General features: G+C 60.7%; 18 protein-coding genes. 11 read left to right on the top strand and 7 right to left on the bottom strand.

The window, feature by feature from the left end; translation table 11 throughout:
- Nucleotides 1–36 precede the first annotated feature (36 nt).
- A complete protein-coding gene (locus QM609_RS15405) occupies nt 37–471 on the top strand; it encodes a hypothetical protein (protein ID WP_050654761.1) in 435 nt (144 codons plus the stop codon).
- Between the two features lie 582 nt (nt 472–1,053).
- Here the strand turns inward: QM609_RS15405 and QM609_RS15400 are convergent.
- From QM609_RS15400 to sthA, 3 genes are all read right to left on the bottom strand, one after another.
- A complete protein-coding gene (locus QM609_RS15400) occupies nt 1,054–1,917 on the bottom strand; it encodes a class I SAM-dependent methyltransferase (RefSeq protein WP_007733954.1) in 864 nt (287 codons plus the stop codon).
- Nucleotides 1,918–2,010: 93 nt separating this feature from the next.
- Nucleotides 2,011–2,913, bottom strand: a complete 903-nt coding sequence (locus QM609_RS15395) for a hypothetical protein (protein WP_003940348.1) — start codon at nt 2,911–2,913, stop codon at nt 2,011–2,013.
- Between the two features lie 151 nt (nt 2,914–3,064).
- Complete coding sequence (gene sthA / locus QM609_RS15390; RefSeq protein ID WP_050654762.1) at nt 3,065–4,477, bottom strand: Si-specific NAD(P)(+) transhydrogenase; 1,413 nt, start codon at nt 4,475–4,477, stop codon at nt 3,065–3,067.
- A 470-nt stretch (nt 4,478–4,947) separates the two neighbouring features.
- Here sthA and QM609_RS15385 point away from each other — a divergent pair, with 470 nt between their 5' ends.
- From QM609_RS15385 to QM609_RS15360, 6 genes are all read left to right on the top strand, one after another.
- The gene (locus tag QM609_RS15385; RefSeq protein WP_050654763.1) at nt 4,948–6,444 is read left to right on the top strand and encodes a condensation domain-containing protein; all 1,497 of its coding nucleotides are present in this window, start codon (nt 4,948–4,950) and stop codon (nt 6,442–6,444) included.
- Nucleotides 6,377–7,843, top strand: coding sequence for a condensation domain-containing protein (locus tag QM609_RS15380; RefSeq protein ID WP_050654764.1), 1,467 nt, complete (start codon nt 6,377–6,379; stop codon nt 7,841–7,843). Before QM609_RS15385 ends, QM609_RS15380 begins: the two co-directional genes overlap by 68 nt.
- The gene (locus QM609_RS15375) at nt 7,843–9,225 is read left to right on the top strand and encodes a condensation domain-containing protein (RefSeq protein WP_283337303.1); all 1,383 of its coding nucleotides are present in this window, start codon (nt 7,843–7,845) and stop codon (nt 9,223–9,225) included. Before QM609_RS15380 ends, QM609_RS15375 begins: the two co-directional genes overlap by 1 nt.
- A 78-nt stretch (nt 9,226–9,303) precedes the next feature.
- Nucleotides 9,304–9,765, top strand: coding sequence for a MarR family winged helix-turn-helix transcriptional regulator (locus tag QM609_RS15370; RefSeq protein ID WP_003940568.1), 462 nt, complete (start codon nt 9,304–9,306; stop codon nt 9,763–9,765).
- A complete protein-coding gene (locus QM609_RS15365; RefSeq protein ID WP_003939720.1) occupies nt 9,762–10,190 on the top strand; it encodes an organic hydroperoxide resistance protein in 429 nt (142 codons plus the stop codon). Before QM609_RS15370 ends, QM609_RS15365 begins: the two co-directional genes overlap by 4 nt.
- Nucleotides 10,187–11,194, top strand: coding sequence for an NADP-dependent oxidoreductase (locus tag QM609_RS15360; RefSeq protein ID WP_019745038.1), 1,008 nt, complete (start codon nt 10,187–10,189; stop codon nt 11,192–11,194). Before QM609_RS15365 ends, QM609_RS15360 begins: the two co-directional genes overlap by 4 nt.
- A 78-nt stretch (nt 11,195–11,272) precedes the next feature.
- Here the strand turns inward: QM609_RS15360 and QM609_RS15355 are convergent, their stop codons facing one another.
- From QM609_RS15355 to QM609_RS15345, 3 genes are all read right to left on the bottom strand, one after another.
- Nucleotides 11,273–12,148, bottom strand: a complete 876-nt coding sequence (locus QM609_RS15355) for an oxidoreductase (protein WP_030535283.1) — start codon at nt 12,146–12,148, stop codon at nt 11,273–11,275.
- Between the two features lie 50 nt (nt 12,149–12,198).
- Nucleotides 12,199–13,152: a membrane protein insertase YidC gene (gene yidC / locus QM609_RS15350; protein ID WP_003939695.1), complete on the bottom strand. Its 954-nt coding sequence runs from the start codon at nt 13,150–13,152 to the stop codon at nt 12,199–12,201.
- A gap of 112 nt (nt 13,153–13,264) precedes the next feature.
- A complete protein-coding gene (locus QM609_RS15345; protein ID WP_029256089.1) occupies nt 13,265–13,570 on the bottom strand; it encodes a DUF6412 domain-containing protein in 306 nt (101 codons plus the stop codon).
- Between the two features lie 281 nt (nt 13,571–13,851).
- On the opposite strand from QM609_RS15345, the gene QM609_RS15340 reads away from it, so the two are divergent.
- The gene (locus tag QM609_RS15340; RefSeq protein WP_007733941.1) at nt 13,852–14,499 is read left to right on the top strand and encodes a C40 family peptidase; all 648 of its coding nucleotides are present in this window, start codon (nt 13,852–13,854) and stop codon (nt 14,497–14,499) included.
- A 190-nt stretch (nt 14,500–14,689) separates the two neighbouring features.
- A complete protein-coding gene (locus QM609_RS15335) occupies nt 14,690–14,926 on the top strand; it encodes a PhlB family protein (protein WP_007733940.1) in 237 nt (78 codons plus the stop codon).
- Here QM609_RS15335 and QM609_RS15330 read toward each other — a convergent pair.
- Nucleotides 14,901–17,258, bottom strand: coding sequence for an ATP-binding protein (locus QM609_RS15330; protein WP_007733939.1), 2,358 nt, complete (start codon nt 17,256–17,258; stop codon nt 14,901–14,903). The two genes, QM609_RS15335 and QM609_RS15330, sit on opposite strands and share 26 nt — an antisense overlap.
- Nucleotides 17,259–17,454: 196 nt before the next feature.
- Between QM609_RS15330 and QM609_RS15325 the strand changes: the two genes are divergently transcribed.
- Complete coding sequence (locus tag QM609_RS15325) at nt 17,455–18,180, top strand: GntR family transcriptional regulator (RefSeq protein WP_042451513.1); 726 nt, start codon at nt 17,455–17,457, stop codon at nt 18,178–18,180.
- A gap of 108 nt (nt 18,181–18,288) precedes the next feature.
- Entirely contained in the window at nt 18,289–19,863 is a 1,575-nt protein-coding gene (locus tag QM609_RS15320) for an NCS1 family nucleobase:cation symporter-1 (RefSeq protein WP_050654766.1), read from the top strand.
- Nucleotides 19,864–19,868 lie beyond the last annotated feature (5 nt).

Here is a 19,868-nt window from a genome sequence, read left to right as displayed (position 1 = left end):
ACAGCCTCGGGAGCGTGCCTGTGTTCTAGTTGATCCATGAGCTGGGTCGACAAGGAACTGAGTCTGGCTGCGCTCACAGGTGCGGTCACAGGTGTCGCCGTGACGATCCCGATAGTCGGCGATGGAGCCTGGTCCTGGGTAGGACTGTTCATACCCGCCTTCATCGGAGCGCTGGCAGGGCTGATTGTCGGCTCGAGCGCTGTTGCAGGTGGGCGCTGCGCCCTGAGAACAAGCCACACATGGCCGGCGCGCACAGTCTGCTGCTGGAAGCATCGGTTCGCTGCGTGCTCTGCCTTGGCGGTGACATTGCTGGTAATCGGAGTGTTCATGTCGGCTGTCGTCGCTACTGGTGACCCGGTGCGAGATGCCGCAGGGTTCCCGATGTCCTTGATCGTACTGGCGGTCATCGCCGCAGTTACGTACGTGTTCTCCTACCTGCTCGCCCCCGCCCAGGCCTCCCGAACGCCGTAAGAACCTCTATTTCATCGCAATTCATCACTCGAACCGCGGAAGCGACGACTGAACTATCCGCACCCGGCAACGAGCTCAGATCACTTCAGCTGGAAATGAACCGGAGAACAAACTGCTCGATGCCTTCCGATATGACCTTGGTCAGCGCGGTGAAGTCGTTCGACCAGCGTTGAATATCCAAGCTGCTCATCACTTTCCTCCGTTCTTCGTCCCGCTGCCCGTGACGCACAACGTAAGCGGGACATTGGGGCGCACTGGAACTATCTGCGAGAACGCGGTTTCCGTTACCAATTGACCGATCGAACAGCGACGCAGGTTCATTCGAACCTGATACTGCAACTTCGCCGAACGGTTGCAACAACGCCGAGCAGAGTTCGAGCGAAAAGCACTATCCACCAGAAGTATTAGCTCGAAAGAACTACGATTAACTCGATTCCTGGACGCACCACACCAGACGCGCCGACTTGCGATAAGGGCGAGCTGACAGGCAACAACCGGGACAAAGCCATCCGACGATCATGCACGAAATACGGCCACGCCGCTCGAGGAATAATTCGAAGTCTTCCAAGGGATCGGCTCTGCTCACTCACTTCGCTGATTTCGCCTGGCGACGATGGCGAAGTTCAACGGTATCCGCGGAGAGTGGCTCGGCAGAGTCCATCCGTTGGCGCATGGAACGAGTTCGGGAAAGGCCGGCCAGTCCATATAGGGAAGTTCCGAAACTGATTCGATATGAAGACCCGCATCCAGCAATGAACCAATGACCTCGCCTAGGTCGTGGCGCCATTCGTGGTTGGCAGTGTGCGCTATCTGCCCATCGGAGGTCCCGGTGTAAGTCGCCGAGTCTTCGTACGATCGCATGCCGCCTCCGGAGAGGTAGTCGTCGGTGATCATCCACGGCTCGAACGCCATTGCGCCGAGGATCGGATGATCGTCCCGGATCTGAAACACCCCACCAGGCTCGAGGAGGTCGTGGATCGACTGAGCCCAAGCGGTGAGTTCCGGCAACCAGACGATTGTTCCGGCACTGGTGACGATCGCGTCGAAACGTCGGTCGATCAGCGTCGAGGCGAATCGCGCATCACCTTCCACCCAGGTGATCTCGCGGTTGTCTGCCTTTGCGATACGAGCAGCGTGGTGCAGAGAGTTGGGTGACAGATCAAGCCCGTGCACGTCGATCGCACCAAGACGCGCCCAGGAGATCGTGTCGATCCCGATGTGGCACTGCAAATGCAGGAGCGAGTGACCTTGCACTCCTGACTGTGGCAGATGCGGGGCCAGAATCGACAAGTCGTTCTGCACAACTGTGGAAATGGTCGCTCTGTTGGCGAGAAACCCGCCGACGTCATACATTTCGGAGCGCACATGCACATCGGCGCGATCGTCCCAATTTGCCTTGTTTCCGGCGATGGCTTCGGCCTCGTGCTTCGCTGCTGCCCCTTGCATGACTACCCCTCCGAGATCGGCCTGAACTGCCTTTCTAACACGTCTGTAGTCGTGTTCGCCGTCGTGTCTTCGAGGACACTTTCGTCTACCGGATCAGACGGTCACTTCTTCGACCGGTTTCTCCTCGTGGCTCGCCGCGCCGAAGACGGCCACGGCGACGGCACCCGCGATTGCCCCGACGAAGCCGACGACGGCAAGCCATTCCAGGCCCGGTCTCGACGCGTCGCCGAGCACCACGACGCCAACGATTCCCGGAACCACCGTCTCGCCGACAACCAGAGCCGCTGTCGCTCCGTTGACGGATCCCAGTTGCAGCGCCACCGTGTGCAGATAGAAACCGCCCAGGCCCGAAACGAGGATCGCCCAGCCGGCCGGATCGCGGAGCATCGTACCGATTTCGAACGGATCGATTCCGTAGACCACGCGTACGGCAATGGCCAGACAGCCGAACAGCACACCCGAGATCAACCCGGCGACAACTGCTGCGCGTGAGCCCAACCATCGGATCAAACCGATGCCGATCAGCAAGATCAACGCCGAGCCCACGAGGACACCCCAGTGGACGACGTCGTTGGAACTCCCCCCGCCCGCGTGACCTGACGACAATCCGAGCAGCAGGAGCGATCCGATCACCGCAGCGATCGCGAACCAGTCGCGACGATGCAACTGGATGCCGAGGACCACGGTCCCCAGCACTGCCGTGATGACGAGATTGGCACTGACCACTGTCTGCGACAAGAACAGTGGAATGAGCCGCGCGGAGATGGCACTACCGGCGAATCCGACCGCATCGAGCACGGTGCCCAGGATGAACGACGCCGTCAGCGCGGCCGCGAACGTCGAACGCAAGGTCGGGCCACCCGACGCCGTCACGTGTCCGGCCTCGCCACGCTGCTCGGCGGCAGCTGCCGACTTGCGCGCGCCGTAGGCTTGCAGCACGGATGCAACGCCGTACCCGACGCATGCCACGATCGCGGCAATCAGTCCGATCAGCATCGAAATTCCACACGAAGTTCCCGGGCAATGGTCATGGAGATAGACCCTGCCCTATTTCCCCAGGCCTGACATCACCCTCAGGTATTCGAACAAGTGCTACCCGAGAAGTACACCGACCGCCCCTGACCGGTACCTGGGGACACCCCGACCCCTAGTGGAATTGCTTGAGAGCCCTGATCTTGTTCATGACGTCGAGCGCCGCCACCTTGTACGCCTCGGACAGTGTCGGATAGTTGAAGACGGCGTCGACAAGGTATTCGACGGTCCCGCCGCACCCCATCACCGCTTGGCCGATATGCACGAGATCCGTTGCACCCGAGCCGAAGATATGAACACCGAGCAGTTTCAGGTCATCCGTCGACACCAAGATCTTGAGCATCCCGTAGGTGTCGCCTGCGATCTGCCCGCGCGCGAGTTCGCGGTATCGGGAAACGCCAACCTCGTACGGCACCGATTCCTTGGTCAAATCGACCTCGGTGGCGCCCACGTACGACACCTCGGGAATCGAGTAGATGCCGATCGGCTGCAGATCCATCAGCTTCGCGCCTGGTTCGTCGAAGGCATGATAGGCCGCGAGTCGACCTTGATCCATCGACGTCGCCGCCAACGCCGGGAATCCGATGACGTCACCGACGGCGTAGATGTGTTCGACCTTGGTGCGGAAATTGTCGTCGACGTAGATACGGCCACGTTCGTCGGCTTCGAGCCCGGCGTTCTCCAGCGCGAGTGGCGCCGTGAGGCCTTGCCGTCCAGCCGAGTACATCACGGTCTCGGCGGGAATCTGCTTGCCGCTTCGCAGCGTCGTAAGCGTTCCGTTCGCTCCGACGTCGACGGCCGTCACTTCTTCACCGAATCGGAAAGTGACCGCCAGATCGCGTAGATGGAATCGAAGCGATTCGATGACCTCGGGGTCGCAGAAGTCCAGCATCGACGTCCTCTTCTCGACGACGGTGACCTTGGTGCCGAGTGCCGCGAACATCGATGCGTACTCGATACCGATCACTCCCGCGCCCACGACGACCATGGTGGTCGGGATGGAGGTCAGATCGAGGATCCCGTCGGAGTCGAGCACCCGGTGACTGTCGAAGGACACCCCCGCCGGGCGAGCAGGCAACGTTCCGGTCGCGATCACGACGAACTTCGCCGTGATCGTCATCTTGTCTCCGCGCGAGGCGTCCTCGACGAGGATGGTGTGCTCGTCGACGAACGAGCCGACCCCTATCAACAATTCGACGCGGTTGCGCAGGAGCTGAGATCGAACGACTTCGATTTCTTTGGTGATGACATGCTGGGTTCGCGCCAGCAGGTCGGCCGGAGTGATGTTCTCCTTGACGCGGTAACTCGCGCCGTACAGTTCGCGTTGGTTCATCCCGGTGAGGTAGAGAACCGCCTCACGCAACGTCTTCGACGGAATGGTGCCGGTGTTGACGCACACTCCCCCGAGCATGTTGCCTTTCTCGACCATCGCTACCCGTTTACCCAGCTTGGCCGCCGCGATGGCAGCCTTCTGCCCACCCGGGCCGGAGCCGATCACAACCAGGTCGTATTCCATCGGATCAGTCATCGCTTAGAAATACCGTCTGCATACGACCGGCAGATGCCGAGCATGTCAATACTCGGTGAACAATCCGCGCGCCGAAACGACACGACGGCAGTACACGAACCCTGTTGCAATTAAAAGAGATACAGCCGAATCCATACGAAACTTGCTACACATAAACATATTCCGACGTTCGCATGCGCACATGCTTCGTCGCCGACGGAATTCACAACGGTCTGTTGAAATTTGTTTCACCACAGAGTGATTGATCGATCAACTGACAGGTGACCAGAGCCGTAAACCGGATGTCCAGTATTCGAATTGTCCGAAATAACGAGCGGAATGTTCCTCGTCACATCCCGCACCGAAGCAGTTGCGCGGAGCCTCGGGCCGCGTTCTACTTGCCTTGACTAATCATCTGTCACTCTCGGTTACAAACATCCGCCCCGTTCACGATCCCCACCTTTCGCCATCTCGAGAGATCAGGTTTCCCAATGGAATTCACGGAACTTGCCGACTATCCCCTACCTCCAGGGACCGTCACCGAGTGGACTCCCGCCGCGGTGAATCCGCCCGAACTGTGGCCTGTCGACCAGCGTCCCGCCAGCTACATACACGAGGCACACTTGAAACATGCCCAGCAGGCGAAACGGCAGGTGCACCATCAGACCGACGTGTGCACTCCGTCGTGGCTGGGTACCTCGTTTCGCATCCACGACCGACTCGACCGAAGGATCTGGGCGGCCGCTCTCGATCACTGGATCGATCGCCACGAAGTGCTCCGAACACACGTCGCCGTGGAGGGCGAAACGATAGTCCGACGCACCGCGGCGTCTGGAGACGTCCGGATTCTGGGCACCGAGGTCGGACACCTTGCGTCCTCGATGTCTGTCTTCACGCATCTGCAGCAACTGCTCGACCGATCGACCGATCCACTTGTCTGGCCTGCGTATCAGTTCGCGACGATCGAAGGCCCCAACCACTTCACCGTGGTTTTTGCCGCTGATCATGCTCTGCTGGACGGATATTCGGTGGCGTTGACCGCGCACGAACTGCAGACGATCTACCGATCGTTGAGCGAGGGAAGCCCTCCCTCGCCGCCGGAGACCGGAAGCTACATCGACTTCGGCACCAAGGAACGAGATCTCGTGGGACACGCGGACCGCTCTCACCCGGCAGTGCAGACGTGGCGCGAGTTCTACGCGCAGGGCGAGGCTCCGTACTTTCCAGCGCTACCCGAACCGGTCACCGGACGCCGAGTCCCTCAGCAGAGCCTGTCCGCCTGGCTTCTGAGCGCCCGGGGAGCCGAACGCCTGGCAGAAGCGAGCAAGCGCAGCAACCAAGGATTCCTGGCCGCGATACTCGCGTGCGCGGCCAAGGTGACCGGCGATCTCACCGGTGCAGACGAATTCCGCGTCGTCGTGCCGCAACACACCCGTTCGGAGCTTCGATGGGCCGCGTCGCTGGGATGGTTCATCGGTGTTGTGCCGGTGAGGATTCCGATTGCCCCCGCCGCAACCCTGAGCGATCTGGCCAAGGTTGCCGGCACGGAGATACGGCGCGTCCGCCCCGCCGCGGCACTGCCGTATTCGAAAGTGTGCGAGCTGATCGACTCCCCGCAGCACCTGCCGTTCGTGCTCTCGTACATGGACGTTCGTCACGTTCCTGGTGCCGAGCAATGGACGAGCTGGCAGACCAGGGGCCTTCGTAGTCGAGATCATTCGGGAACCGACGTCTACATCTGGCTCACGCGGACTCCCGAAGGGCTCAATCTGGCCATACGCCACCCGGGCAACGCGCGCACGAGCCGCCACATCCATCAGTTCGCGGGACTCCTACGCCGCGAAATGGAGGACTTTGCCTTCTCGACCGACACTTTCGCACCTCCGACCAAAACCGCTGCACCGATCGAGGAGAACTCTCATGGAAATGACACCCATCGATCTCTGGGCACCGAAAGCCGGGACGCTCACCGAGTTCAGGCCTACTGAACAATCCCTGGCGGCGGCATCCGGGGCACCGCGGAGCGACCAACCGCTCTCGTTCCTACAGGAAGGACACATTCGTACCGCCGATCACAAGCGCGCACAAGGCGTCGACTGGTCACCGTGGATCGGATTCACGTTCACTCTGCCCGGTGATCTCGATCGGGAGGCACTGCGTCGGGCGGTCCAGGCGTTTGTCCTGCGGCACAACACACTGCACAGTTGGTTCGAGGTGAGATCATCCGAAGATCCCGACGGTAGCGGGGTCATCGACCGTCACGTGGTGGATGCGTCGACGATCGAACTCACGCCGCACAGCATCGGTTCTCTGAACACGACAGATGCGGTTCGCGAGCATGTGAGCCGAAGTTTCGCCGGCGATACCAGCCCATTGCAATGGCCCTCGTTCATCAGTGGCGTCGTCGAGCACGGCGCCGGCTTCACCGTCTACTACGGCGTCGATCACTCGCACACCGACGGCCTGTCGTTGATGCTGGGCGTCGAAGAACTTCGTGCGCTGTACATCGCCGAAAGCGCCGGCATCGACGCTCAACTTCCCTCTCCCGGCAGCTACGTCGAGTACAGCGGCGAGGAACGGACATCCGCGGGGAACCTCGACCTGGCCGCAGCGCCTGTGCAGCAGTGGATTTCGATTCTCGCCGCCAACGCCGGCCAACTCCCGACGTTCCCCCTCGACCTCGGTGTCGCGCGGGGCGAACAGACCCGGTCGACCCGCACACATATCGACGTTCTCGACAGCGACGAGTCAGCCGCGTTCGCAGCGCTGTGCAAGTCCAATGGCGTCGGCTTCTCCACGGGGATCTTCGCAGCCCTCGCCCTCACCGAGATCGAAGTTGCGGATCGAGCGAACTACTTCGCGCTCAACGCAGTCGGCACTCGCTCCGATCCGAGATACCTCTATTCCCAAGGCTGGTTCATCAATCTCGTCCCGGTCTCGTTCACGCTGAGCGGTGTCACGAACTTTACCGATGCACTCCCCCTTGCCCACGCTGCTCGCGCTGCGGTGAAGGGACTCGCGGACGTGTCCATTCACTCGGTGATCGCCCAGGTGTCGAAGTTGACCGGATCCGACATCGGTGGAACCTCGGTCCCGCCGATGGTGTCGTACATCGACATGCGCCTGATTCCAGGTGCCGAGCACCATGACGAACTCGAAGCGCGGGCACTGGGTGGGCCAGGAACGACGGGTGATCTGTCGATGTGGATCAACCGGAAGGAAGACCGTACGTACGTGATGGTCAGTTTTCCGGACACCGAGCAGGCGCACACATCGGTGAATCGGTACCTACGACACCTTCGCAACGTCCTGAGAACGGTCGCTGATACCGGCGACTACCGTGTCGTGCGTCAGGCGGATGCACGTCAGGAAGTGGAGACCGCCTGATGCACATCACGTTTCTCGACAGGTTCGAGGCACGGCCGGGCCGCATTCTGCAGTGGACGCCGAGTGAAATCTCCACCGGAACGACGTATCCGGTTCCCCCGACCTCCAATCAGCAGCTGCATCTTGCCGGCAGCCGCGGCGATACGACTTGGCTCGCTGCTACTTTCGACGTTCCCGGCCCCATCGACACGGACGCACTCAAGGCCAGCTTCGAGGAATGGACGTCCCGTCACGACGCCCTGTCGTGCTCGTTCTCCCAGGCCGAAGAATCGGGTGAATCCTCGGCACTGTTCGTCGACGTCGCCGACGTCGGCGATCTGCGCCTGCGTGAGGAAACAGTGGCTGACGCGAGAACACCGGAGCAGGTGCGAGAACTCTTGGGCGAGCGCTTGGATCGATGGTGCAATCCTTTCGCGTTTCCCGCGTACTTTCTCGGTGCCATCACCCGCGAGGACCAGTCGACAGTGGTCTGCGGGTTCGACCATGCCATCTGCGACGGCTGGTCCATGAGCATCGCAATTACCGAGATCAGCACTCTGTATCGCGAATACACGCGGGCGGACCGTGATCCGATCGCGTCTGATCTCCTTCCGGAGCCCGGGAGTTTCCTCAACTACTGCTTCCGGGAATCGGCAACCGCGGATCCAGAGCCCGGCGACCACCGGATTGCGGGTTGGCGGTCCTTCCTCCGAGCATGCGGGGGTGACACTCCCCATTTTCCCGTAGATCTGGGACTGCCCGCCGGGGCGATGTCGCCCCAGGGCACAGACACCCGAATGCTCCTCGACGCCGACGAAGCAGAGCTGTTCGACCAGAACTGCGCCGATCATCGACACTCCTCGTTCGGTGCAATTCTTGCGTCGATCGGTTTGGCCACAACACAATTGACCGGCAAGAGGGACACGCACCTACTGTTCCCTGTTCACACGCGTCGGGAACCGCGACACAACCACACCTTCGGATGGCTGGTAGCCAATGCGCCCGTCACCGTGACGAGCATGGACAATCTTCACAGCACTGCCCGGGCAGTCAATCTCGCTTTCCACGAGTCACTTTCACTGTCGTCCGTGTCGTCGAGGCAGGTTTTGCGGAGCTTGGGGCCCGAGGTTTCGCCCACTCGCAGAGACATCTTCTCGGTGTCCTACGCCGACTACCGAACCATGCCCGGTGGATCTCGCCCCCGTAAATCAAAGTCCAGCGAATCACAGCCTGCGCCGATCAATCCGCAGCAACTCAGTCGCGTCTCGAACGCCGACGACGTTCAGTTCTGGTTCTCACGAACTCACGACGGATTGGCAGTGCGGACCAGGTTTCCTGCGCCCGCTACCCGGACAGTGCACACCTTCCTCTCGCATGTCTCCGAGATCCTGTCGACGCCGTAGACGAACGGCCGCCTATCCGTAGATCTATTTGACACTTCTTTGTTGTGCACAACTTAACTGTGCGCTACAGTTGTTCTCGTGACCAACCCACTCGCCCTCGAACGCCAGGTCTGCTTCGCCCTCTATTCGGCGTCGCGGGCCACGACGGCCGCGTACCGGGCGATGCTCGACGACCTGGGAATCACGTATCCCCAGTACCTCGTCCTGTTGACACTCTGGGAACGAGACGGCCGCGGGGTGCGTGAGATCTGTGAGGCACTCGATCTCGATACCGGAACTCTGTCGCCGCTGCTCAAGAGGCTCGAGGGTCTGGGATTCATCGAGCGCCGACGCCTCACCACCGACGAGCGTCGCGTCGAGATTCACCTGACCGAGGCGGGTTCCACCTTGCGTAGCAAGGCCGAGGACATCCCGGCCAAGCTCGCAGGCGCCACTGGTCTGAGTAACGACGAACTCACCGAACTCCGAGACGTTCTCACTCGTCTCGGTGAGTCACTTCAAGCATCCAACGCCCACTCCGACGGAAAGAAGAAGTCATGAACATCGTCTACACCGCAGAAGCACTTGCCACCGGCGAAGGCCGCAACGGTCACGCTCGCACCTCGGACGGACGCCTCGATCTCGGCCTCGCCATTCCCAAGGAAATGGGTGGCAGCGGCGAAGGCACCAACCCCGAGCAGCTCTTTGCCGCCGGATACGCAGCATGCTTCCACTCCGCTCTGCAGATGGTCGCCCGTGCCGAGAAGGCCAACGTGGCTGATTCCGCAGTCGGCGCGCGGGTCGGCATCGGCCCCAACGGTGCAGGAGGCTTCGGACTCGCTGTGACGCTGGAGGTTTCACTCCCCCATCTACCCCATGATCAGGCCGTCGAGCTGACGGAGAAGGCACACCAGGTGTGCCCGTACTCCAATGCAACTCGCGGCAACATCGAGGTCACCCTCGAAGTAAGTAAGGACGACGAATGAGCACTACCACTGTCAGCCGGGAAATCCGTCTCGCTTCACGCCCGAACGGTTGGCCCACGTCGGAGAACTTCGCCACCGCCGAAGTAGAACTCCCCGAACTCGAAGACGGCCAGATCCTGGTCCGCAACATCGCCATCTCCGTCGACCCGTACATGCGCGGCCGAATGAACGACGTGAAGTCCTACCTTCCGCCGTTCCAGGTCGGTGCGCCGCTCGACGGTGGTGCCGTCGGCGAGGTCGTCGAATCCAAGTCGGCTGATCGCGCCGTGGGCGACGTCGTCGTCCACGGCCTCGGATGGCGTGAATACGCCATCCTCGACGGATCCGCAGTGACTCCGGCCGACACGTCCATCGCGCCGGCGACGGCCTACCTGGGTGCCCTCGGCATGACTGGCCTCACCGCGTATGCCGGCCTCACCGCGGTTGCGGAGTTCAAGGAAGGCGATACCGTATTCGTCTCCGGCGCAGCAGGTGCCGTCGGATCGCTCGTCGGTCAGATCGCCAAGTTGCTCGGAGCGAAGCGAGTAATCGGTAGCGCCGGTTCACCGGCGAAGGTTGCCCGACTTCTCGAACTCGGATTCGATGCGGCATTCGACTACCACGACGGCCCGATCACCGAACTACTCGCCGCTGCCGCCCCTGACGGCATCGACGTGTACTTCGACAACGTCGGTGGCGAGCATCTCGAAGCCGCAATCGATGCCATGAACCAGGGTGGCCGGATTGCCCTGTGCGGAGCCATCGCTCAGTACAACACCACCGAGAAGCCCACCGCTCCCCACAACCTGGCACTGGTGATCGGCAAGCAGCTCACACTGCGCGGATTCCTCGTGGGCGGCTACCGTCACCTCGGTGGCGAATTCCGCACCCACATGGCAGGGTGGCTCGCCGACAACAAGATTCAGTGGGACGAGACCATCGTCGAAGGCCTGGAGAATGCACCGCAAGCGTTCATCGACCTGATGCGCGGCGCGAACACCGGCAAGATGGTTGTCACGCTGTAACCCGAACAACATCTAGCTCGAACGGATATGAAAGTGGCCGCGAACTTCTCGAAGTTCGCGGCCACCTTCATATCTGAATCAAATCCCGAACGAGACTCCGGTCAACTTCTCCGACAGTGTCCACAAACCCGAGGCTGTCTTCGTATCGTGTGACTTCTTGTTCGACCCCACGACCTTCGGATACCCTCGCTGCTCGAACGGACCGTCCGGTCCGATGTAACTGCCGCCGAAGGCATCCGGCGCGGTTGCCGCCCACAGTTCGGGAAGGGCGCCCATCTCCGCGGACTGCGCGAAGATCGAATTGCCGATTCCCATCAGCTTGTCCTGGATCGACTCGGTGTGCCCCTGCAGGTTCGTCGACGCGTATCCCGGATGCGAAGCGAGCGCTTTGAGCGAAGATCCCGACGCCGCGAACCTGCGTTGAAGTTCGTACGTGAACAACAGATTGGCAAGCTTGGACTGCCCGTAGGCCAACCATCGGTTGTACTTCCGACGCTCGAAATTGAGATCGTCCAGATCGACAGTTCCGAGCTGATGCAGGGCACTGGACATCGTCACGACACGATCGGTGAGCTTGTCCTTCAGCAATCCGGTCAATGCGAAGTGTCCGAGATGGTTTGTGCCGATCTGCATTTCGAATCCGTCGACCGTCCGGCGGAACGGAACCGCCATCACGCCGGCGTTGTTCACCAGGACGTCGACCTTCTCCGTTGCGTCGGCGAAGGCTCGTACCGACGACAGATCCGAGAGGTCCAATTTGCGGACAACCGCGTTGGGCCCGATCTCGGCGGCTACGGCGTCGGCCTTCGTGGTGTCACGACAGGCGAGGACGACGTCGGCCCCGGCTTTGCCCAGCGCTCGTGCGACTACCTCACCCAGTCCGCTGTTCGCCCCCGTGACGACAAATGTGCGGCCGGTCTGATCGACTACGTCTTCTGCGGTCCATTTGGTCATGCTTTCCAGCGTACGTGCCTTACTCGCTGGTAGGGAGGGGTCGCTTTCCGTCATCGCCTGCGCTTGGCGCGGATGGGCTTGGCGCCCGGCAGCGGCGGTGCAGCCACTCTGGGCGACGGGGGCGCGGTCATTCCGGGAGTCGGCGACGATTCGGCTTCCTTCTGCTCCGCAGCGATGCGTCCGTACACAAAATGCTGTTGTCCCAGCGTCCAGCAGTTGTTACTCACGAAATACAGCAGGATCGCCACAGGCGCGAACGCACCGAAAGCGATCACCCCCACCGGAAACACCCACAATGCGAGCTTGTTCATGATCGCTGTTTGAGGGTTGACGGTTCCGGTGTCCACTTGGCGCGCGATGGATGCCCGCGATGTGAAATGTGTAGCGACGGCGGCAAATATCATCAGCGGTACAGCTACCAGAATGATGGAGATACGGCTGACGTCGCCGAATGCTTCCAGTTGTGCTGCCGGGCTCGAAATCATGGCGGACAACGGTGCGCCGAACAGTTTGGCGTCGAGAAAAGACTGCACATCCGAGGCACTGAAGAAGTAGTTGGCCGTGTTCGCGTTGTCCGCCACCGACATCGGTTCGGTCGGGCTCAGAAACGGGACGTGCGATGCCGCTCCGGTCCGATTGAACGATCGCAGGACGTGATAGAGACCAATGAACACCGGTGCCTGAACCAGCATCGGCAGACAGCCGAGCAACGGACTGTAATTATGTTCTTTCTGCAGCTTGGCCATCTCTACAGTGAGTTTCTGCCGGTCACCCGAATACTTCTTCTGCAACGCCTTGATCTGAGGTTGCAGCTTCTGCATCACCAGTTGAGTGCGGACCTGCTTGACGAAGGGTTTGAACAGCAGGGCTTTGAGCGTGAAGACGAGAAATACGACCGACAACGCCCACACGACGCCGTTGTCGGGTGATCCGGAGACCAGTGAGAAGACCTTGTGCCAGAACCAGAGGATTCCGGACACGGGGTAGTAGACAAAATCGAGCATGACGAATGAACCTCACCGAAAGGCACGCTCAGAGAGATGAGAGCGCGGGAATGGTCGTGGACGCAAGACGTCTGACCGACCTACGACGAGTTCACACCCGCCGACTGCCGATCTACAGACCGATTCCCGGAGCTCGAGGTTGCGGACGACCGGGCGCGTCCGGGCTGCTCTGCCTGCGGAAAGCACCACGCAGGCAGCGTTCGTCATCAGACGGGCCAGTGGCCGAAACCGCGCACAGTTGCAGAAGTTCGTACTTCGAGGAAGTTGCGAGCGCAGCGACCACGAAGACGGCAATCGCAGTTCCCAGCACCGCGGCGCTACCCGAGGAACCAAGCGGAGGCACTGCGAGAAGAGCGATGAACGGCAGCAGAAGCAGCAACAGTGACCGTGTCACCGTTCCTGTGCTCCGCTGTTGCATGACTGCGAGAGTACAGAACGTCTGCCGAATCCAGCCAGACGCTTGCCTCACGTACTTGTTCGCGCAGCCATTTGTGCGCAGGATCGTGGTCCATCCGACCGTGCCACTGTTGAGCGTTCGGCGCTCCCGCTGCGAATCGCCTGACCGGAGCCGGGGGACGCCGGCCGCCGTGCCCTCCTTGATTCGGATCACGAAAGTCCGTCGAAGTTCTCGCGATCGATCAACAGGCCTTGCACCCACAATGCCGCTCGAAACAGGTATGCACCCCGTCCAACTGACCGGTGCGAACACGTCGAGGCGCAACCAGGCTGAGTGTCGCAAGCCGAAGCCCGATCACACCCATCTGGACACCTGCTTCGGGACGCATCGACGCAAAGGCAACACGCGAAATGTCGCACCACCGATTCACCGACCCCCGCACGAAGAAGCATGCACTCGGAAGGGCGCTTGTCGTCGGCGTTCTTTCCCTGACAACCCTTGCCGTGAGTATCGACACCGCGAACGCTCAGGCCCCCGTGCTTCGGGACTGGAACATCGCCGCAGTTTCCGTCGACACGAATCCGGCGAAGGTGTCAGCTTTCGCTTCCTCGGATACAGGCCGCGTATTGGCAGCCGCAGAGTCCAAGATCGGCGCTCCGTACGTCTGGGGCGCGACCGGGCCGGACTCGTTCGACTGCTCCGGTCTCGTTCAATGGGCCTATGCACAAGCGGGCGTTTCGATTCCGCGAACCAGCTACGACCAGGCGGTTGGCGGCACTCCAGTTTCCCGGGACGATCTACAGCCGGGTGACGTGGTCCTGTACTACGGCGGGGAGCATGTGGGGATCTACGCCGGAGGCGGTGAGATCGTTCACGCCCCGACGTCCGGGGAGTCGGTCGAACGCGCACCCGTGGACTCGATGCCGTACTACCTCGCCCGACGTTACTGACATGAATCCCGCAAGCTCGATGAAACAGCGTGTATCGCGGCGATATTCGAATCGCTCGTCGCGAGCCGAACGATTGACACTCCCCCATTGCGCGGAATGTGATGTCATCCTCTCACCCGCGAGCGCGGTCTGCGCCAGGTGTCGTGGGGCGCGGTTGGACGTGACGCGGTGTTGCGGAGACGGCACTGTCGTGTCCTGGCGAACGGTTCACGGCGACCCCTCGACCGTTCTCGCCATCGTGGAATTGGACGAGGGGCCGTGGCTGTACACTTTCCTCACCGAATCCCCTCGCGCGGATGCGCCTGGACCGCTACGAGTGTCGTTTCAGGGGCGTGAAGAAGGTAAGCGCTACCCGGTGTTCTGCTTGTGCGGCGACGACCGTGGTGAACTGCTATCGGACGTCAACTCCGGCCTGCTGAGCCATTGACCTCACGCGAGTCACGCTCCTGCGCGGTCGAGACGTACCACGCTGCGATCTGCGCTCTGGAACTGAATCCCAGTTTTGTCAGTACGTGTTCCACGTGTCCCTGAGCGGTGCGCAGCGAGATTACCAAGTGCTCCGCAATCGCGCGATTGGTCAACCCTTGGGCAACCAGTTCCGCAACTTGCTGCTCACGAGGAGTGAGGTGAGGCCCTTCAGCCGACGACGCAGTCGTGACACTGGAGCGCTTGTCGAGCGCATATGCGACAGCTTCACCCTCGGACATCGCAAACCCGCTGCGAAACGACTTGTCGAAAGCATCGTCACCCATGGCTTTGCGAGCAGTCTCTGCAGCAGTGTCGTGATGAGCTGACAAACCCGGCAGGCCCGCCAGCCGTCCCCCGACCTTCTGCCAATACATGGCTGCCGCGCCGAGCAGAACCGCTGCATGCTTCCAATCACGTTGCGCTGCAGCAATCCACGCCAACGGCTCGATACACCACGCCGAGTTCATCGGGGCATCGAGAATTCTCAAACTTCGAGTCAAATAGTCACTTGCGGCCTCCAATTCACCTCGGAGCCAGCTCACGAGCCCGAGAGTTCCCAGCGCAAATGCCTGGAACATCATCTCGTCGGCGGGCACGGTGATCGCGAGAATCTCTTCGTTGCACTCCACAGAGCGATCAAGAGCGCCGGACAGGAAGTACGCGACTCCCAAGGTGTCCAGGCCGATCACAACATGCAGCAGATTCTTGTCGAGTCGAAACAGCGTCAACGCGGATTCCAGCTTGGCTGTAGCGGTATCGAAGTTACCTCTGAAGGTATCGACGTATCCGTCTCCCCACGTCGCCAAGCCGCGCGAGCGCACATCCGCCAAGTCGTTTGCCAGGCGCCAACTCTCGTCGACCAACTCTTCTGCCCGTTCGAGTTCCCCCTGCATCGCGTGATTCACGGCGTCGATGGCCAAGACATCCACTCGGAACGGATCCAGCTCTCGATCCTCTGCATTCAAGGCTCGATCCGTCCAGTAACGCGCCTGCACAAGTAATCCACCTGCAAGCCAGAATCTGTACAACGCACCGACCATTCGCGTTGCAGATCGCGCCTCTCCGGCAGTGGAAATCGAGTACTCCAACGCATCGTTGACGTTGCGCTGTTCACGACCGAGCCTTGCGATCCAGGCAGCTTGCCGGCCACTGATCCACTCGGCTTCCGCATGAACGACCAGTGCCTCGAACCAATCACGATGGCTTCGACGCAGAGCGGAATACTCACCGGCGGACTCCAACTTTTCATGTCCGTACTCCCGGAGTAGGTCGAGGAGGTGGTACCGAACATCCCCGTCGGTTTCCTCACGAATCAGGATGGACTTCTCGACCAACGCGGTGACGAGATCGAGCACTTCGGTCGAATTCATGTCCTGCCCACACACGCCCTCAGCGGCGTCGAGGTCGAACCCACCCGAGAACACCGACAACCTCCCCCACAACTGCTGTTCGGTTGGCGAGCAGAGGTCGTAACTCCAATCGATCGACAATCGCAGCGTCTGTTGACGACTCGGAACGTCGCGTCCACCCGTTGTAAGAAGTCGGTATCGATCCGAGAGCCTGTTCATGATCTGCTCAGCAGACATACCACGCAGGCGAGCTGCCGCCAGTTCGATCGGAAGTGGGAGTCCATCCAAGTCGTGACAGATATGCGCAACGGCGCGCTTGTTCTCCTCGGTGAGGGTGAAACCAGGTACGACGGAAGCCGCACGCTCGGTGAACAACGACACCGATTCGTACTGGGCAATTCCCTCGAATTCGGGCGGCTGTTGCTGCGGTGTGGTGAGTGAGGGAACGCGCATCGTCACCTCACCGCCCAGGCCCAGCGATTCGCGGCTCGTCGCCAGGATCTTGACGCCGGCACATCGCCGTAGGATCGCGCCTACGAACACAGCGACGGCATCGACCAGATGTTCACAGTTGTCGAGCACCAACAGCAGACTCCGATCGGCGCAGTAGTCGATCAATGCCTGCAGCGGGTCCGCCGACGAGACCGACCGGACACCAAGAGTCACGGCGACATGATCTTCGAGGAGATCCGAATCTGTCTGCTCCCCCAGTTCCACCAACCAGGCACCATCTCGAAACACCCGTTGCAACGCGCCCGCAAGTCGGATCGCGAGCCGTGTCTTGCCCACGCCACCGATCCCGGTGAGTGTCAACAAACGGGACGTCTCGAACAATCTCCTGGCGTCGGCCAACTCACGCCGACGACCGACGAAACTCGTCAGCTCCAAGGGCAGGTTGCCGACAACTCGCTGGTCGGCTTCTGAGCGCACAGCGGATGCCATCGACCGACTCGCTTTCTGCCATACCACTACACAACAACGCTACCCCCACGATCGGCCTCCCGAGCAGCACTCACGCGAGCATGTGATCGGAGCCCACTTGTTCTCCCCCGAGTGCGAGATGCACGACGGCCACACCGGTGTCACGCAGACGAAACAACGTATTCCTACTCTGGCAGACAGACGAAGGGAGAGCGACATGCCGCCGCGCCGTAGATCGGTACTGCTGACGCAACTGGTAATCGATGCTCCCGGAAGTCCACAACAAACGATCCTCGACGAACTGCGGCGAGTGATTCTGTCGGGTTCGGCGCCTCCGGGTACCCCGATTCCTCTCGGCGACGTGGCTGATGTGTTCGGTGTCAGTCGAATACCTGTGCGGGAATCACTGAAAACACTGGTCGGAGAGTCCTTGGTCGACCATCGACATCAATTCGGCTACACCGTTGCTCAGCTGACGCCGGCAGAACTGCGAGAGATGTACATCGTCCGCGAAACTCTCGAATCAGCTGCATTGGCCGTCGCCGTCGAGCAGGCAACCGAAGAGGATCACGAACACGCCGTCGAGGTGAACTCCCGTTTGGAGATCGCATTGCGCTACGACGACTCTCAGTCCTATCACTGCGAGAGCCGAAACTTTCATCTCGCACTGACCCGACCGTCTCAGATGCTTCGACTGCTGCACATGTTCGAAGCTGCCTGGAACATCACCGAACCAGTACAGCCGATGGTCCATGTTGCCGGCGTCGATCGCCGGGTTCTGCACTCGGATCACACCGCGATGCTGGACGCATTCCTGCGTCGGGACGCATCCGCACTTCTGAGCGCTTCCGAAATCCATCATCGCCGACTCGATACCGTGATCGCGACTCTACCGACAGACACCGGTCTATTGGCCGAAAAAGATATACCGATCACGCAATAGTCGTGCAACACAGCATCGATACCTTTCTCTCAACACAGTTTTCATCACTGACGCTGAGAGCTCGTGGCACCGTCCGCTGATTTCCTGCACTGATGCACAGGAGCTGTCATGACCGACATTCTTCCGTCCCGAACGACCACTACCCCCACTCCCCCAAAGGAAACCGGATCGGGTGACCTTGTCGAAGCCGCGGGTCACCCTGTCGGAAGCGGCCTGATCAAGCCGGGCTACGACCCTCGTTTGACCAACGAGGACTTGGCGCCGCTTCGCAAGCAGACCTGGTCGTCGTACAACATCTTCGCCTTCTGGATGTCCGACGTACACAGCGTCGGCGGATATGTCACTGCCGGTAGTCTTTTCGCACTGGGATTGGCCAGTTGGCAAGTACTCGTCGCCCTGCTGGTCGGTATCACGATCGTCTACTTCTTCTGCAATCTCGTCGCCAAGCCCAGCCAAGTTACCGGCGTGCCGTATCCGGTGATCTGCCGCAGCGTGTTCGGCGTCCTCGGCGCGAACATCCCGGCAATCATTCGTGGCCTGATTGCCGTGGCTTGGTATGGAATTCAAACCTTCCTCGCTTCAGCAGCCCTCGATGTCGTACTGATCAAACTCTTTCCGTCACTCGCGCCCTATGCCGTCGTCGAAGACTACGGATTCGCCGGACTCTCCGCACTGGGCTGGGGAAGTTTCATGCTCCTGTGGGTACTTCAGGCCTGTGTCTTCTGGCGAGGCATGGAATCGATCCGCCGCTTCATCGACTTCTGCGGGCCGGCTGTGTATGTCGTGATGTTCATGCTGTGCGGCTACCTGATCTACAAGGCAGGCTGGAGCGCCATCGATCTCACGCTCGGCGACGTCAAGTACTCGGGTTTCGACGCCGTGCCGGTCATGCTCGGTGCGATCGCTCTGGTTGTCTCGTACTTCTCCGGACCGATGCTCAACTTCGGCGACTTCTCCCGCTACGGAAAGTCGTTCGCTGCCGTCAAGAAGGGCAACTTCCTCGGTTTGCCGTTGAACTTCCTCGTATTCTCGGTGTTGGTCGTCGTCACTGCATCGTTGACGCTGCCGGTGTACGGCGAACTGATCACCGATCCCGTTGCGACCGTTGCACGAATCGACAGCACCTTCGCCATCGTTCTCGGCGCACTCACCTTCACCATCGCCACGATCGGCATCAACATCGTGGCCAACTTCATTTCCCCGGCCTTCGACTTCTCTAACGTGAGTCCTCAGAAGATCAGCTGGCGCGCCGGCGGAATGATCGCAGCGATCGGCTCGATCCTCATCACGCCGTGGAACTTGTACAACAATCCGGACGTCATTCACTACACACTCGAAACCCTCGGAGCCTTCATCGGTCCGCTGTTCGGAATTCTGATTGCCGACTACTACCTCGTGCGCAAGCAGAAGGTGATCGTCGACGAACTGTTCAGCATGTCGCCGACCGGAACCTACTGGTACAGCAAGGGATACAACCCTGCTGCAGTGACCGCCACCGTGGTGGGAGCCGTCGTCGCGATGGTCCCGGTCCTGGGCAAGGACCTCACCGGGATGTACACCGCAGCGCAGTACAGCTGGTTCATCGGTTGTGGGCTCGGATTCACCGTCTATTACCTACTCGCCGCGCGCTCTTCCTCAGCTGTCCGGAATGCTTCCTCTCCCGACACTGTGACGGTCGACTGATCGTC

The organism is Rhodococcus sp. IEGM 1302 (assembly GCF_030056935.1).
In the GTDB taxonomy this organism is placed as follows: Bacteria; Actinomycetota; Actinomycetes; order Mycobacteriales; family Mycobacteriaceae; genus Rhodococcus_F; species Rhodococcus_F qingshengii.
The sequence above is the reverse complement of the archived record's forward strand: the minus strand, read 5'-3'. Positions and strand labels throughout refer to the sequence as shown.

Bases quoted from the DNA above. Each gene is read 5' to 3' on its own strand.
- QM609_RS15405 (WP_050654761.1), top strand. From the start codon at position 37: ATGAGCTGGGTCGACAAGGAACTGAGTCTGGCTGCGCTCACAGGTGCG.
- QM609_RS15400 (WP_007733954.1), bottom strand. From the start codon at position 1,917: ATGCAAGGGGCAGCAGCGAAGCACGAGGCCGAAGCCATCGCCGGAAAC.
- QM609_RS15395 (WP_003940348.1), bottom strand. From the start codon at position 2,913: ATGCTGATCGGACTGATTGCCGCGATCGTGGCATGCGTCGGGTACGGC.
- sthA (WP_050654762.1), bottom strand. From the start codon at position 4,477: ATGACTGATCCGATGGAATACGACCTGGTTGTGATCGGCTCCGGCCCG.
- QM609_RS15385 (WP_050654763.1), top strand. From the start codon at position 4,948: ATGGAATTCACGGAACTTGCCGACTATCCCCTACCTCCAGGGACCGTC.
- QM609_RS15380 (WP_050654764.1), top strand. From the start codon at position 6,377: ATGGAAATGACACCCATCGATCTCTGGGCACCGAAAGCCGGGACGCTC.
- QM609_RS15375 (WP_283337303.1), top strand. From the start codon at position 7,843: ATGCACATCACGTTTCTCGACAGGTTCGAGGCACGGCCGGGCCGCATT.
- QM609_RS15365 (WP_003939720.1), top strand. From the start codon at position 9,762: ATGAACATCGTCTACACCGCAGAAGCACTTGCCACCGGCGAAGGCCGC.
- QM609_RS15360 (WP_019745038.1), top strand. From the start codon at position 10,187: ATGAGCACTACCACTGTCAGCCGGGAAATCCGTCTCGCTTCACGCCCG.
- QM609_RS15355 (WP_030535283.1), bottom strand. From the start codon at position 12,148: ATGACCAAATGGACCGCAGAAGACGTAGTCGATCAGACCGGCCGCACA.
- yidC (WP_003939695.1), bottom strand. From the start codon at position 13,152: ATGCTCGATTTTGTCTACTACCCCGTGTCCGGAATCCTCTGGTTCTGG.
- QM609_RS15345 (WP_029256089.1), bottom strand. From the start codon at position 13,570: ATGCAACAGCGGAGCACAGGAACGGTGACACGGTCACTGTTGCTGCTT.
- QM609_RS15330 (WP_007733939.1), bottom strand. From the start codon at position 17,258: ATGGCATCCGCTGTGCGCTCAGAAGCCGACCAGCGAGTTGTCGGCAAC.
- QM609_RS15325 (WP_042451513.1), top strand. From the start codon at position 17,455: ATGCCGCCGCGCCGTAGATCGGTACTGCTGACGCAACTGGTAATCGAT.
- QM609_RS15320 (WP_050654766.1), top strand. From the start codon at position 18,289: ATGACCGACATTCTTCCGTCCCGAACGACCACTACCCCCACTCCCCCA.